The organism is Pseudomonas sp. TH04 (assembly GCF_016651355.1).
Taxonomy (GTDB): domain Bacteria; phylum Pseudomonadota; class Gammaproteobacteria; order Pseudomonadales; family Pseudomonadaceae; genus Aquipseudomonas; species Aquipseudomonas fluorescens.
Window position 1 is genome coordinate 1921442 of sequence record NZ_JAEKEA010000001.1, and the last position, 14046, is coordinate 1935487.

At 60.3% G+C, this 14046-nt stretch carries 18 protein-coding genes and 1 tRNA gene; 8 read left to right on the top strand and 11 right to left on the bottom strand.

What is annotated here, in order from left to right; translation table 11 throughout:
- Nucleotides 1–67 precede the first annotated feature (67 nt).
- Complete coding sequence (locus JFT85_RS08555) at nucleotides 68–1255, bottom strand: low temperature requirement protein A (protein ID WP_201229679.1); 1188 nt, start codon at nucleotides 1253–1255, stop codon at nucleotides 68–70.
- A 26-nt stretch (nucleotides 1256–1281) separates the two neighbouring features.
- Nucleotides 1282–2217, bottom strand: a complete 936-nt coding sequence (locus JFT85_RS08560; protein WP_053254983.1) for a LysR substrate-binding domain-containing protein — start codon at nucleotides 2215–2217, stop codon at nucleotides 1282–1284.
- A gap of 129 nt (nucleotides 2218–2346) precedes the next feature.
- Between JFT85_RS08560 and JFT85_RS08565 the strand changes: the two genes are divergently transcribed.
- Both JFT85_RS08565 and JFT85_RS08570 read left to right on the top strand, forming a co-directional pair.
- Nucleotides 2347–2526: a hypothetical protein gene (locus tag JFT85_RS08565; RefSeq protein ID WP_053254982.1), complete on the top strand. Its 180-nt coding sequence runs from the start codon at nucleotides 2347–2349 to the stop codon at nucleotides 2524–2526.
- A 52-nt stretch (nucleotides 2527–2578) separates the two neighbouring features.
- Entirely contained in the window at nucleotides 2579–2971 is a 393-nt protein-coding gene (locus tag JFT85_RS08570; RefSeq protein ID WP_053254981.1) for a VOC family protein, read from the top strand.
- Between the two features lie 120 nt (nucleotides 2972–3091).
- Here the strand turns inward: JFT85_RS08570 and JFT85_RS08575 are convergent, their stop codons facing one another.
- Nucleotides 3092–3238: a hypothetical protein gene (locus tag JFT85_RS08575; protein WP_167422749.1), complete on the bottom strand. Its 147-nt coding sequence runs from the start codon at nucleotides 3236–3238 to the stop codon at nucleotides 3092–3094.
- A 197-nt stretch (nucleotides 3239–3435) separates the two neighbouring features.
- On the opposite strand from JFT85_RS08575, the gene tcuC reads away from it, so the two are divergent.
- Together tcuC and JFT85_RS08585 are read left to right on the top strand one after the other, a co-directional pair.
- Nucleotides 3436–4740 carry an MFS transporter gene (gene tcuC, locus JFT85_RS08580; protein ID WP_053254980.1) on the top strand — a complete coding sequence of 435 codons (1305 nt, stop codon included), beginning with the start codon at nucleotides 3436–3438 and terminating at the stop codon, nucleotides 4738–4740.
- The gene (locus JFT85_RS08585) at nucleotides 4740–5498 is read left to right on the top strand and encodes a substrate-binding domain-containing protein (RefSeq protein WP_053254979.1); all 759 of its coding nucleotides are present in this window, start codon (nucleotides 4740–4742) and stop codon (nucleotides 5496–5498) included. The genes tcuC and JFT85_RS08585 overlap by 1 nt, the downstream gene beginning before the upstream one ends.
- Here JFT85_RS08585 and JFT85_RS08590 read toward each other — a convergent pair.
- Complete coding sequence (locus JFT85_RS08590; RefSeq protein WP_053254978.1) at nucleotides 5490–6392, bottom strand: LysR family transcriptional regulator; 903 nt, start codon at nucleotides 6390–6392, stop codon at nucleotides 5490–5492. The two genes, JFT85_RS08585 and JFT85_RS08590, sit on opposite strands and share 9 nt — an antisense overlap.
- A 372-nt stretch (nucleotides 6393–6764) precedes the next feature.
- Between JFT85_RS08590 and JFT85_RS08595 the strand changes: the two genes are divergently transcribed.
- From JFT85_RS08595 to JFT85_RS08605, 3 genes are all read left to right on the top strand, one after another.
- Entirely contained in the window at nucleotides 6765–7016 is a 252-nt protein-coding gene (locus JFT85_RS08595; protein WP_232005386.1) for a type II toxin-antitoxin system ParD family antitoxin, read from the top strand.
- Between the two features lie 130 nt (nucleotides 7017–7146).
- Nucleotides 7147–7350, top strand: a complete 204-nt coding sequence (locus JFT85_RS28455; RefSeq protein ID WP_242486526.1) for a hypothetical protein — start codon at nucleotides 7147–7149, stop codon at nucleotides 7348–7350.
- A gap of 112 nt (nucleotides 7351–7462) precedes the next feature.
- Nucleotides 7463–8290 carry a hypothetical protein gene (locus JFT85_RS08605; protein WP_371850827.1) on the top strand — a complete coding sequence of 276 codons (828 nt, stop codon included), beginning with the start codon at nucleotides 7463–7465 and terminating at the stop codon, nucleotides 8288–8290.
- A 27-nt stretch (nucleotides 8291–8317) separates the two neighbouring features.
- Here JFT85_RS08605 and JFT85_RS28555 read toward each other — a convergent pair whose 3' ends face one another.
- From JFT85_RS28555 to JFT85_RS08615, 3 genes are all read right to left on the bottom strand, one after another.
- Entirely contained in the window at nucleotides 8318–8449 is a 132-nt protein-coding gene (locus JFT85_RS28555) for a hypothetical protein (RefSeq protein WP_255311511.1), read from the bottom strand.
- A gap of 129 nt (nucleotides 8450–8578) precedes the next feature.
- Nucleotides 8579–9130: a tetratricopeptide repeat protein gene (locus JFT85_RS08610; protein WP_167422748.1), complete on the bottom strand. Its 552-nt coding sequence runs from the start codon at nucleotides 9128–9130 to the stop codon at nucleotides 8579–8581.
- Between the two features lie 246 nt (nucleotides 9131–9376).
- Nucleotides 9377–9631 (bottom strand): hypothetical protein, encoded by a 255-nt coding sequence (locus JFT85_RS08615; protein WP_069552939.1) that lies wholly within the window; start codon nucleotides 9629–9631, stop codon nucleotides 9377–9379.
- A 281-nt stretch (nucleotides 9632–9912) separates the two neighbouring features.
- Here JFT85_RS08615 and JFT85_RS08620 point away from each other — a divergent pair, with 281 nt between their 5' ends.
- The gene (locus JFT85_RS08620) at nucleotides 9913–11139 is read left to right on the top strand and encodes an MFS transporter (RefSeq protein ID WP_078827885.1); all 1227 of its coding nucleotides are present in this window, start codon (nucleotides 9913–9915) and stop codon (nucleotides 11137–11139) included.
- Nucleotides 11140–11250: 111 nt separating this feature from the next.
- Here JFT85_RS08620 and JFT85_RS08625 read toward each other — a convergent pair.
- From JFT85_RS08625 to bamC, 4 genes are all read right to left on the bottom strand, one after another.
- Nucleotides 11251–11340 (bottom strand) — tRNA-Ser (locus JFT85_RS08625).
- A gap of 83 nt (nucleotides 11341–11423) precedes the next feature.
- A complete protein-coding gene (purC, locus tag JFT85_RS08630) occupies nucleotides 11424–12137 on the bottom strand; it encodes a phosphoribosylaminoimidazolesuccinocarboxamide synthase (protein WP_027604309.1) in 714 nt (237 codons plus the stop codon).
- Between the two features lie 27 nt (nucleotides 12138–12164).
- Complete coding sequence (locus JFT85_RS08635) at nucleotides 12165–12923, bottom strand: MBL fold metallo-hydrolase (protein WP_069552938.1); 759 nt, start codon at nucleotides 12921–12923, stop codon at nucleotides 12165–12167.
- 4 nt (nucleotides 12924–12927) lie between these two features.
- The gene (gene bamC / locus JFT85_RS08640) at nucleotides 12928–14043 is read right to left on the bottom strand and encodes an outer membrane protein assembly factor BamC (protein ID WP_201229680.1); all 1116 of its coding nucleotides are present in this window, start codon (nucleotides 14041–14043) and stop codon (nucleotides 12928–12930) included.
- Between the last annotated feature and the right edge of the window lie 3 nt (nucleotides 14044–14046).

A 14046-nucleotide genomic window follows, 5' to 3' on the forward strand; every position in this document is an offset into this window, starting at 1 on the left:
AAGCTCCGAATTGTTGTAGGAAAAGAGTCATACGTATAGCACGCAGCCGAGCGCAATCGGAGCGCTTTCACTGTAAAACTTCGCCCAGGCTGCGCAGCGAACGGTTTTCCCAAACCGCTACGATCACCAATACCGCGGTGGTCAGCGCCCCCAGCGCCAACGCTGAAAACACCTGCGATAACCCCAGCAGCAATAGCACCAGCAACATCAGCAACCCGCCCAGGTGAGAAAACGGCGGCAACGGCCGGTCACTCATCACCCACTTGAACAGCGCGCTGCCCAACAGAAACACGCCGGGGCCGGCGATTATCGCCATGACACCCGCCTGGCTGGCATGCCCCGGATGCACCAGCACCAATTCGTCGGCCACGGCGCTGACAATGATCCCGGCAACGATCAATAGGTGCAGGTAGGTGTAGGCAATGCGTGCCTGGCGACCCGGGTCGGCGGAGCTGGCGATACGGTGATGGGCGCGCTCGGCACCGCTGTCGAAATAGATCCACCACAGGGCAATGCTGCCCACCACCGCCACCAGAAATGCGCCCAGGCCTTCCAGGCTCCAGGGCAATTGCGCGAAGGTGGCGCCGGTCACCAGCAATGATTCGCCGAGGGCGATAATCACAAACAGGCCGCACCGTTCGGCCATGTGATTGCCTTCCACATTCCAGTCCGCCAGCGTCGAACGCCCGAGCCCCGGCACCCAGAAATACACGGACGGCGAGACCAGCTCAATCAGCAGCGCCAACGCCCAGAACGCCAGGCGCTGCTCGCCTTCGAACAGCGCGCCGGTGATCCAGAACACCCCGGAACAGAGCATCCACGCCAGGATCCGCTGGAAGTTGCGGGTCATGTTCAGTGACTCGCCGCGCACGGCCCACAACGCAAACAGCGTGCGGCCGACTTGCATAAAGACGTAGGCACTGGCGAACAGCACACCTCGGTCGGTAAATGCCTTGGGAATCGACGAGGACAACAGCAGGCCGGCCACCATCAAGCCGAACAGGCCGATGCGAATCGGGATTTTCTCCGGGTCGAGCCAGTTGGTGACCCATGAGGTGAAGATCCACACCCACCAGACCGCGACCATCATCAACGCCACTTGCACCGCACCGCCGAGGGTCAGATGCGCCAGCAGCGAATGGGACAGTTGGGTCACGGCAAACACGAACACCAGGTCGAAAAACAGCTCGACCATACCCACCTTGCCGCTGTCATGGCTGCCACGTCCGCGCAGCAAGGAACGGGATAGGGTCATCGTTGGCTCTCCCTGAAGGGCTTATCTCAAGATTTTGGCGCCAGCACCGGCAGCCTGTCGCGCTCGCTCATAAATGCCTCCAGCCTTGAACGCATCCAGCGTTCCGCCGGGTCGGTGTCGACATGGCTGAGCCAAACCATGGACAAGTCCAGGGTCGGCGTTTCGAACGGAAAGGGCTCGCAGAACAGATTGCCGCCGGCCGCCATGGCCTGGGCGGTGTAGTCCGGCAGGCTGGCGATCATGTCGGTGCCGGCGAGCAACGCCGGCAGCGCGCTGTACTGCGGCACGGACAACACCACATGCCGCTTGCGACCAATCTCGGCCAGCCACTCATCGGCAAACCCGGACACGTTGGCGGTATGGGACACCAGCACATGCGGGCGGGCGCAATATTCGTCGAGGGTCAGCGGTTTGTCCGAGGCGTCGGCGCGTAACAGGCAGGGACGAATATGCCGCAGCAGTTTTCGTTTGGCATTTGCCGGCAGGCCGCGTGTCTGGGTGATGCCGACAGTGATATCGCCTGAAGCCAGCAGGTCGGGGATCCGCCAGTAATCCACATGCTGGACCACAAACACCACCAGCGGCGCTTCCTGGCGCAGGGCCCGCAGCAAGGGCGGCAGCAGGCCGAACTCAACGTCATCGGACAGGCCGATGCGGAAGGTCATGGTGCTCTGGGTTGGGTCAAAGTCGTGGGTCAGGCTCAAGGCCGATGACAGGGAATCGAGGGCCGGTGACAGGTGCTGGATGATCTCTTCGGCACGGGCAGTGGGCTCCATGCGGTGACCAACGCGAATAAACAACGGGTCATTGAATAGGGTACGCAAACGGTTGAGGGCCGAACTGATAGTGGGCTGGCCGAGAAACAGCTTCTCCGCCACCCGCGTCACATTGCGCTCGAGCATCAGTGCTTCGAAGACCACCATCAGATTGATGTCGGCCTTGCGTAATTCGTTGCGATTCATCGGCGCCTGCCCCTTTCCCCAAGACAAGCCGCAGTTTAGAAAGGCCAGGGGGCTGCGTCTATGTGCACACTGTTCATTGGGCGGCTTTGGCGCTATAAATCAGCGTTTGAAGGTCACAGGAACACGCGCGTGCTGGTGATTCTCGCCTTGGCCATTGGCGTGGCCGGGTACTGCCTCTGGGCTGTCAGGTTGCTCGCACACCCCACGGCGAGGACGTTGCTGCGCGTGTTTATCGGCCTGTGCCTGGCCGCAGTGGTGGCCTATTGGGTACTGGCGCTGGGCTTTCCGGTTTCTTTGTTGGTTTCATAAGCCGATGCCGGCCTTTTAATACGCCGGTTCACTGAGCAAGGACTGCTGAATCATGAAATTCGCCTACACCATCATCTACGTGCCGGACGTGGCTGCCTCACTGGCATTCTTCGAAAAGGCTTTCGGTTTCAGTCGCCGTTTCCTGCATGAATCGGGCACCTATGGCGAACTGGAAACCGGCGACACCACCCTCTCGTTTGCCGCCCATGCACTGGGCGAACTGAATTTCGACGGCGGGCACATAGAGGCGCATGCCTCCAGGAAGCCACTGGGCATGGAGGTGGGGTTCGTCACCGAAGATGTGTTCATCGCACACGCCAAGGCGCTGGCACACGGCGCGAAAGAACTGTCGCCACCGAGCACCAAGCCTTGGGGGCAAGTGGTCTCCTATGTGCGCTGCCCGGACGGAACGCTGGTGGAGTTGTGCACCCCCATCGTGGGCTGAACACACATCCAATCTGGGTGGGTTGGCGAAGGCGGCGTGCCAGTCATCGGTTGTATTGACTGACCCACCGCCTTTGCAAGCAAGCCCGCGCCCACCCTTGCACTGAGTACCAGGTGCTTGTCAGGGTTTCAGCGGGCGCTCCTGATCCCGCTCGGAAAGCTCGTGCCCGTCATCTGGATGCTTCCAGGTCTGCGGTTTCTCTTGCTCATGCTGACGCGCGGGTTGCTCACGCTCCGACTCATCCTGGCGCTTCTGTTCGTTAGCCATTGCCACCTCCCATCCGTAAGAATTGGTCACGCCTTAAGCATAGAACAGGGTGTGGATTTTTGACGCGACTGGCGATTGATAGCCTTGACGCATCAATGCATCCAAATTACTCACTTATCATTTCTAAATGTGTCAGCCACTATCCGCGGTCTTAAGCGAAACAAGCACTTTAAAAAGAACGCTGGAGACACAAAACCATGACTAGCCCTTCCCGGCCCGACTCTGCCCGCTCGAAAGTTGGTGCGGTATTCCGCGTTACTTCGGGCAACTTCCTCGAACAGTTTGACTTCTTTCTGTTCGGTTTCTACGCCACCTATATCGCTGCCGCGTTCTTCCCCGCCGCCAATGAGTTTGCGTCATTAATGATGACCTTCGCCGTCTTCGGTGCAGGCTTCCTGATGCGTCCACTGGGCGCGATCATTTTGGGTGCCTACATCGACGACGTGGGTCGCCGCAAAGGCTTGATCGTGACGCTGTCGATCATGGCCAGCGGGACCTTGCTGATCGTGCTGGTGCCGAGTTATCAAACCATCGGTCTGTGGGCACCCTTGCTGGTGTTGGTGGGCCGCTTGCTGCAAGGCTTCTCTGCGGGTGCAGAGCTGGGGGGTGTATCGGTTTACCTCTCCGAAATGGCCACGCCGGGCCGCAAAGGCTTCTACACCAGCTGGCAATCAGGCAGCCAACAGATCTCCATCGTGGTCGCCGCCGCATTGGGCTATGGCCTGAACGTCTGGATGCAACCGGCCGTGGTGGCCGATTGGGGCTGGCGCATTCCGTTCGCCATCGGCTGCGTGATCATCCCGTTCATCTTCGTGCTGCGTCGTAACCTGCAGGAAACCGAAGAGTTCGCCAACCGCAAACATCGCCCGACCATGCGCGAAGTGATGGCCACTCTGGTGAAAAACTGGACCATGGTCATCGGCGGCATGCTGATGGTGGCCATGACCACCACCGCGTTCTACCTGATCACCGTGTATGCGCCGACCTTCGGCAAAACCGTGCTGCAACTGAGCACCTCCGATGCACTGCTGGTGACGTTGCTGGTCGCGGTGTCGAACTTTGTCTGGCTGCCGATCGGCGGCACCCTGAGCGACCGCTTCGGTCGCAAGCCGGTGCTGTTGGCAATGACCGCCCTGACCGTTATCACCGCGTACCCGGCGCTGTCGTTCGTGGTCAACGCGCCAAGCTTCGCGCATATGCTGGAAACCCTGCTGTGGTTCTCGTTCCTGTACGGCATGTACAACGGCGCGATGATTCCGGCCCTGACCGAAATCATGCCGGTGGAAGTGCGCGTGGCGGGCTTCTCCCTGGCCTATAGCCTGGCGACGGCGATCTTTGGTGGTTTCACCCCGGCGATCTCCACCTGGTTCATTCACATCACCGGAGACAAGGCTTCGCCGGCCTACTGGATGATGTTTGCCGCACTGTGCGCCTTGTGCTCGACCCTCGCGTTGTACCGTCGCGCCAACCCCCGTGGGCAACTGATGCAGGGGGCTGTGTAATGAAGCCATTATTCAAAACCCTGACCGCCCTGGCCCTCAGCGCCCTGGCGCTGACGGCACACGCCGAACAACTCAAAGTGATGACCTCCGGTGGCTTCACCGCCGCGTATAAATTGCTCGGCCCGCAATACGCCCAGCAAAGCGGTGACACCCTGGACACCATCCTCGGCCCCTCAATGGGCAAGGCGCCGGAAGCGATTCCCAACCGCCTGGCCCGTGGCGAACATGCCGACGTGGTGATCATGGTCGGGTATGCCCTGGATGACTTGATCAAACAGGGCAAGGTCGACCCCGCGTCCCGCGTCGAACTGGCGGACTCGCGGATTGGCCTGGTGGTGAAGGAAGGCGCAGCCAAGCCTGCAATCGGCACCGATGCCGAGTTGAAAGCGGTGCTGAGCAAGGCCAAGTCCGTGGCGTACTCGGACAGCGCCAGCGGTGTGTATGTCGAGAAGGAGCTGTTCAAAAAGCTCGGCATGCCGGCCAAAGGCACGATGATCGAACGCCTCCCGGTGGCCGAACAGGTGGCCAAGGGTGATTACGAAGTGGGCTTGCAGCAGGTGGCGGAATTGTTGCCGGTGCCGGGCGTGACCTTCGTCGGCAAGATCCCGGAAAACGTGCAGTCGGTGACGCGCTTTGCCGCCGGCATTCCGGTCAACGCCGAGCACCCGGCCCAGGCCAAGGCATTGCTGCGCTACCTGGCCTCGCCCGAGGCGCAACCGGTGGTGCAATCCACCGGCCTGGACTCGGTATCACACTGACCGGAACGGCATCTCCCGCACCAACCGTTCCAACTCCAGCGCCGCTGGCGGCAAGGTCCGCCCGCGGCGTTTTATCAAGCCCACATGGCGCATCACCTGCGGCTCGACCAGCGGCACACTCACCAGGATGGGGTGGGTGCCCGACGGCATCGCAATCGACGGCACCATTGCCACGCCCAACCCCGCCTCCACCAGCCCGATCATCGTGGTCACGTGGTGGGTCTCGCAAATACTTGGCTTTTTCACGCGCACACCCCGCAAGGCCTGGTCCAGCAGAAAGCGGTTGCCCGAGGTTTTGTCCACGGTGATGTAGTCGTGCTCGTAAGCCTCGGTCCAGGTCACGCTCGTGCGCTCGGCCAACGGATGATCACGGCGACAGGCCAGCACATAGCGCTCCTGAAACAGCAGCTCGAACTCGACCTCGTCGGCCAGGCTGCCACTGAAACTCACGCCGAAATCTGCCTCGCCACTTTCCACCGCGTGGCACACCTCACCGGCACTGGCGTCCAGCACCCGCAGGCGAATCTTCGGGTACAGCTTGTGGTATTCGGAGATTACGTGGGGCATGAAGTAGTAAGCGGTGGACGGCACACAGGCGATGGTGACGTTACCCATGCGCGTAGACGCGACGTTACTGATGCCCATCAAGGCGATATCAAGGTCGTCGAGTATGCGCTCCACCTGGGGCAGGAACGCTCGCCCGACCATGGTCAGGCTGACCCGCCGCGTGGTGCGTTCGAACAACTTTACATCGAGGGCGGACTCCAGCTTTTCGATACGCCGGCTGAGGGCCGGTTGTGAGATACGGATGGCCTCGGCGGCCCCCCGAAAACTGCCCTTGTCCACCACGGCGCGGAAAGCTTGGAGGTCGTTGAGGTCGAAGTTGATGTTCACGGGAAGGCCAGTGTGGTCGATTTGAGGGGCATTATCGTATGCGCGGTGATGGGGCGCCATGCGTGACGGGGCCGGGGTGGATTAATAACCCTGCTAAAAATATGAAGTCATACATATCAGTGGGTTATTCGCGCGCTGGCGCCACGCAGTCAGCAAAAAGCGTCAATACTTTCGAGCTGACCTACTCAACGGGAGACAAAGACGCTCATGGAAACCCGCCAGACCACACCTTCTTTTTGGAACGACGACGCGACGCCACTGAGCGACATCGGTCAGTGCCTTCTTGCAACACGCCAACGGTCCAGCAGGATTGAATCCGACTCAACCCCTGCGCACGTCGACATGCGCTCAACTCAGCAAATGAGCATTACGGTGCCACTCGAGATGGCCGCCCTGGTCAAAGCCAAGGTGGCTGCCGGTGAGTACGCGACCGAGAGTGAAGTCATCCGCGACGGCCTGGGGGTCCTGCTGGCACGTGACCGCGCAATGGCGGACGGGTTGCGCGACCAGGTGATTCCAGCGGCCGCCGCGCTCACGGCCGCCCCTGGCCGGGCACTGTCCGCCGAGCAGGTTCGCGAACATCTGGCGGCCAACCGTCAGCGAAAAAGTACCGAAAAACCGTGAGTCATTCGCTAGCCTTTGCGCCTGAGGCGTTAGCCCAGCTTGACGCCCTCGAGGGCGACATCAGCGAAACCGAATCCCCCGTCGTAGCGGCGCGCTTTGTTGACAACATCATCAGCTACTGCGCAAGCCTTTGCGTGTTTCCCTTGCGCGGCCCCGTCGTGACGACCTGCTACCCACGTTGTGCATCACCCATTACCGACACATCACGGCCATTGCGCTCAGTGTGGCCGCCGAAACGCCCACGGTGTCGATCCTCGGCCTGCCTTTCGGTGGCCAGGACTATGCCGCGCGGTTCCACAATCACGGCGAACACGCGCCCTCGGCAGATGCGTGAGACGCCCAGCGACGCTGAGCGACAGCTTGATCAATAAACAAGGAAGATAAACATGACTGACACCGGATCCCTGCATCAATTTCTGCGCTGGGGGCTAAGTCTGATCGGCTTGATGGGTATGGCAACCCTGGGCTTTTTCGCCTGGCAAAGCTTCTATCCCGTCAGCGCAGCGCCGGGCTGGAGCGTTCAAACCGTGCACACCGATGTACCCAAAGCCGCCTCGCTGATGCCTATGCCTGACGGCTCGCTGATGATCAGCCAGGAACTCAACGATGCGAAAGGCAGCATCGTGCGTATTCACCCCGACGGGCAGCGCGAAGTGGTGGTCGGCAGCCTGTCCAAACCTGACGGCATGTTCGCAACCCACGGCGGCTGGGTGTTCAGCCAGGAGACCGGCGATGCGCCCGTCAGTTTTCTCAAGGAGGGTGTCGTCACGGAGCTGTTCAGGGGTGAAAACGTTCAAGGCCTGTGGGTCGAGGGTGACGATCTCTACGCCATCGAAGACCGCAAGGACAACGGCCGGCTATTGCGTTATCGCTGGAGCGACCAATCCCTGACCGTCGTGCGTGACCAACTGCACGAAGGCGAATCCATTACGCGTTGCACCGACGGCCGAATGCTCTACACGGAAAAGAAAAAAGGCGTGGTACGTGAGCTGACCGACGACGGCAGCGACCCTGTGGTGTTGGCGGGCCTGAACAAACCGACGTTTTTGATGTGCGATGAACGCGGGCTGTGGGTCAATGAAGACTCGACGCATCGGGCAAGGTTGCTGCTGATCGACAAACAGGGACAGCAACAAACGGTGCTGTCGTTCTTGAAGGCGCCGCAGTCGATTGTGCGCACGGGGGACGGTACTTATTTACTGGCCGAAGGGGGTCGTAACCGAGTATTGAAACTGGTGAGCACGTCGCTGGCAGTGGCCAGCGACGGCCTGTAAAGCACTAGCGCGGCCCCGAGGGACACGCTACTGGCAAGTCCCACCCTTGTGGTGCGACCCTGTGCCACCCACCGGATGCGTGCCTTTCGGGCACGCCACCGCGAACATCGGGCTGACGGCCAATACCACCAGCAACCCTAGCAACGACAACGTCTTCATAACATCCTCCGTGACGATCACACTGCATGATGGCACAAGGATATCATATCACCCATACGCAGGCCTCGGCCGAGTGCTGCCGCCAGAACAACAGCGGGTGCCAGTCGCGGCGACATACAGCCATCAGTTTCACGCCTGCGGCGCAGCAGCAATGGCTTCGGCCAGGTCTTCGTACTCTTCGCAGGTGGTACTGCACAAGGCTTTGATTTTCACCAATTGCTCTTGCGCCAAGTCGATGCGGCCCTTGATCACGTAGGCCTCACCCAGGTACTCGCGAACCTGGGCATAGTTGGGGTCGAGCGCGACCGACTGCAGGTAATAGCCGATGCCCTCATCGGTACGCCCCAGTTTGCGCGTGGCATAGCCGCGATAGTTGAGGGCCTTGGCGGTGTTCGGGTTTTGCAGGGTATCGAGCAAGGCCAGCGCCTCGTCATAGCGGCCATCTTTGGCCAGCCGGTAGGCATAGTCAGTACGGTCGGTGTCTGAGGTGGCTTTGCTGGTTTGCAGCACGCACTTTGCGGTCTTGGTGTCCCAGACCTGGCCTTTGGGGCAATTGGGCTTGGGCGGCGCCGACTCATCACCGGAGGCGCAGGCTTGGCCTGCGAGCAAAGCAGCGCTCAGGCAAGCGCCGAATAAAAGTGCAGCGCGGTAGCCAACGGCGTGTTCGGGGCGGCTCTTCATGGTTGTCATGCTCCGTAACGATAGGGAGGTACACCAGCAAACAACACAATGCGCCCTTTTCACCAGCAGGTTAAGCCTCGGGTGACTGCCGGCTTTTGGGCGATTCGCGCCCAACAACGCGGGGTTATTCACTGACGCAAATGATAGAGGCGAGCCCGCCGAGAAAAACCGGGGCACCCCACGACGAAAAAGCCCCGTAGCGTGTTTGGCTACGGGGCTTTTTCAGGTCATGGCGGCGCGCGTCATTCAGCGCCCCCGCTCTTTATTGGCTTGGGCAAGAACCGAGGCAGCCAGAGATTTTGTTGGCCCACTGTATTGATCGCTTTGAAGCGCCTTCCCGGCCTTCTCCTCCATCTCTGCACTTGTCTGCTTATCGGTACCGCTCTGAGCCAACGCTGAGGCGGCAAGGCTTTTGGCAATGGCTGAGGAATGGGGGTTGCTGAGCGTTTCAGCGGCCAGACTGGCCATGTTATCGGAGGTTCTTTTGGTGTTTTTGCTCATGCTGCAGGTCCTTTGCGGTGTGGGATTTTCTACCTGAAAATGCCTCAAAACCACGATAGGCAGTTACCGCGAGAGGCGCAACGCGTGGCTTGTAGGCGACATTGGAGAACAGGGTACGAAACGCGCAATCGTCCTGTAGGGCGTCGAATCGATTGCACTGATGGTTATTATCGAAACGATCGCCTGTGTGATTAGCCAAACCGATTCCTATAATCGCCTCCACTTTTCCTGCCCGTGCATCGCTTGATTTCAAGCGACATTCCCCTATGGAAGCCACCACCATGCCAAGCGTCAGCCAGGCCCCCAACGGCCCCCCTGAACATAATCAACAGAGTGTCAAACAGCAGTGGCTGGCGATTCTCTCGGTCGCCGTAGGTGCCTTCGCCCTGGTGACCAGTGAGTTTCTGCCCGTGGGCGTACTCAACGACGTCGCCAGCGACCTCGGCATCAGTGCCGGTCATGCCGGCCTGATGGTCACCCTGCCCGGCATCATGGCCGCCCTCGCCGCGCCTTTGCTGTCTGTGAGCATTGGCGCCATGGACCGTCGCTACCTGCTGATCGGCCTGACGCTGATCATGATCATCGCCAACACGGTCGTGGCCTACGCCAGCGACTTCAACCTGCTGCTGTTCGGCCGCGTGCTGCTGGGTATCAGCATCGGTGGTTTCTGGGCAACGGCCATCGCTCTGAGCGGCCGCCTGGCCCCCAAAGGCGTGGGCGTGGCGAAGGCGACCTCGATCATCATGATGGGGGTGACCCTGGCCACCGTACTGGGCGTGCCCGTGGGTACGTGGCTGAGTGGCCTGATGGGCTGGCGCATGACCTTTCTGGTCACCGCACTGGTGGGCGTACCGGTGCTGCTGGCGCAGGTATTCCTGCTACCACGGCTCACCCCGGAAAAGGCTATTCAGATCCGTGACCTGCCAGCCTTGTTTATCAACCCGCAAGCACGGGTCGGCTTGATCGCGGTCTTGCTGATCGGCCTGGCGCACTTTGCGGCATACACCTATGTCGCGCCCTTCTTCAAAAACAGTTCCGGCTTCGACGGCCCGACCATTGGCTCACTGCTACTGCTCTATGGCGTGGCCGGGGTGATGGGTAATGTCTTTGCCGGTTTCGCTGCCAACCGCAGCGTCCGTCACACCCTGCTGCTGGTCGCGTTGATGATCGGCACCAGCACCGCGCTGTTCCCCTACTTCGCCACCGGCATGACCGGCGCCGCCATGCTGATCGCACTCTGGGGCTTCGCCTTCGGCGCCTTCCCGGCGTGCGCCAGTATCTGGATGTTCGTCGTCGCGCCCAAGGACGTCGAACGCGGCATGCCACTGTTTGTCGCGTTGTTTCAGGTGATTATTGCATTGGGCTCGTTCTTTGGCGGGCGGATTGTTGATCAGATGGGTAGCGCGGTGTTGTTGAGTTTGGCTACAGCGCTGGTGGGGGCTGGGTTTGTGACGGTGCTGGTGTTGGGGCGTAATGTGAGTAATAGCTTGGTGGCGCAGCCTGGCTGACCAGATAGCAATCACTAAAAAGCCCGATGAGCATTGAGTTCATCGGGCTTTTTTTGTTTCAAAACAAAAAAGCCCCGTCGCTTATTCAGCGACGGGGCTTTTTCTATGTAATGGCGGAGAGATAGGGATTCGAACCCTAGGTACCGGTGAAGGTACAACGGATTTCGAATCCGTCCCATTCGGCCACTCTGGCATCTCTCCAACGGCGCGCATCATAACAGTGTGTTTCGCGGAAGCAAACCCCAAAAGCGATTTTTTTCCGTTCTATCAGATGCTTGCGTCGATTAAAGCGGAACGCCGAGGCGCTTGGCGACTTCTTCGTAGGCTTCGATAACGTCACCGAGGCCCTGGCGGAAGCGGTCTTTGTCCATCTTCTTCTTGGTGTCCTTGTCCCACAGACGGCAGCCGTCCGGGCTGAATTCGTCGCCCAGGACGATGGAGCCGTCGTGGAACACACCGAATTCCAGTTTGAAGTCGACCAGCAGCAGACCCGCGTCGTCGAACAGCTTGCTCAGCACGTCGTTGACCTTGAGGGACAACTCCTTCATGCGCGCCAGTTGCTCAGCGGTGCCCCAACCGAATGCCACGACGTGGGATTCGTTGATGAACGGGTCGCCCTTGGCGTCGTCTTTCAGGAACAGCTCGAAGGTGTAAGGGTTGAGCTTGAGGCCCTCCTCCACGCCCAGGCGCTTGACCAGGCTGCCGGCGGCGTAGTTACGCACGACGCATTCGACCGGGATCATGTCCAGCTTCTTCACCAGGCACTCGTTGTCGCCCAGCAATTTGTCGAATTGGGTCGGAATGCCGGCCGCTTCGAGTTTCTGCATGATGAAGGCGTTGAACTTGTTGTTCACCATGCCTTTGCGATCAAGTTGTTCGATGCGCTTGCCGTCGAACGCCGAGGTGTCGTTACGAAACAGCAGGATCAGGCGGTTGGCGTCGTCGGTCTTGTACACCGACTTGGCTTTGCCGCGGTAGAGTTCTTCACGTTTTTCCATGATGGGCTCCGCTTGCTAAATGGTGGGCTAGGCGATGTGTCGCCAGTCGAGCCCTGAATCTTGATCGGCCAGTTGCAGCCAGTCCGGGTCGCACCCGAGGGTGTCGACAAAACATTGCCGGGCCAGCTGCGGCAGGTTGTTCTTGCTGCTCAGGTGGGCCAGGACCAGGTGTTGCAAGTCTTGCCAGCCCAACTCATACACCAGGTACGCCGCCTGGTGGTTGTTCAAATGTCCCAACTCGCCGCCCACCCGTTGCTTGAGAAAGTACGGGTAATGACCACGTGCCAGCAGGTCTCGGCAGTGGTTGGACTCGATCATCAATGCATCCAGGTCACGGTAACCGTCCAGCACCTTTGAGCAGTAGGAACCCAGGTCGGTGAGCACGCCGAAACGCCGCTCACCGTCACTGAATACATACTGCGTCGGCTCCTGGGCGTCATGCGCTACGGCAATCACACTGATGCTCAACGCACCAATCTGCAGCGTCTCGCCACCGGCCAGGAAACCTGCAGGTTCTATGGGTTTGCGCATCCCGCGCAAGGTGCCGCGACTCAGGTACACCGGAAGATTGTAGCGCCGAGACAGCAAACCCACGCCATGCACGTGGTCGGCATGTTCGTGGGTCACCAGAATCGCGCTCAGCTGCGCGGGGTTTACCCCCAGGCGCAGCAGGCGCCGCTCGGTTTCCCGCAGGGAGAAACCACAATCCACCAGCACGTACGTGTCGTCATGAGCGACCAGCGTGCCGTTCCCTTGGCTACCGCTGCCGAGAACGGCAAAGCGCATCGGATCAGCCCAGGTTGTCCTGAATCACGCCCAACACTTTGCGTGCTGTTTCAGCAGGCGCAACGGTGTTGATGTTCTTCTCGACAGTGACTTGCACGCTCTCGCCAACCTTGCTCAGGCGAACCTGGTAACGCTCGGCGCGGGTCTCGATCTCTTCCTTGGTCGGCTTGCTGCCGAACAACTTGCCGAAGAAGCTTGGCTCGTCGTCTTTCTTCTCGGCCTTTTCAGCCACGTTGATGTAGTACAGGCCCAGGCTGCGGTTGATGTCTTCAACGCGCCAAGGACCTTGCTCCAACGCACGGCCAACACTGGCCCAGGCGCGGTCGAGGTCTTCACCCAGGGTCAGCACCACGTTGCCGCTGCCGTCTTCGGTGAGGCTGACGCGGTTGGGCGTGTCAAAGTTACCGGCGGCGAGCAGGGAGACCGAACCGCCCTTCTCCGAGATACGGCTCATGCTGGCCAGCATCTCGTCGACCAGCGCGGCGTCAACGCCCATGTTGACCGAACGCGGGGTGAAATCGACGTTGGCAGTACTGCCGGCCGGGCGCTCGGCGCTGACCACGTAGACTTCACTGGTATTGCGTTGCACGCCGGGCTCGATACGCACACGCACACGGGCTTCGCTGTCGGCGGCTACACCACCGGCCTGCAGGCGCTTGGCCATGCTGGCGGACAGTTCGCTGCCGTGCTGCCACGCCGTGGTGAACTCACCGGTCTGCGGACGCTGCTGATCAATGCGGAAACCGTTGTCCTGGAAAAACTGCACCGCCACCGGCCAGACTTCGGCAGGTGGGCGCTGAGCGACGATCCAGCGGTTGTCGCCGCTCTTCTGCAGGCTGTAGTCACTGGCGTCAGCCACGGCCGAGATCGGCTGTGGACGTGGCACCACGTACTCACCCTTGGTGGTGTCGTCAGCGACGTTGCGCGGGATCGGCAGCAACGGGTCAAGGCGCTTGGCGACATTGACGTCAGGCGGCAGTTGCATCGGTTTGGTTGCTTGTGCTTCCAGGTAATCGCTACCGCGGTCACGGAAGTAACCATCCGGGCCCCAAATCCAACCGCAGCCGCTGGTGCTGGAGATAATCAAGGCAAGTGCGGAAAGTCCGGCCAATCGCTTCATGCG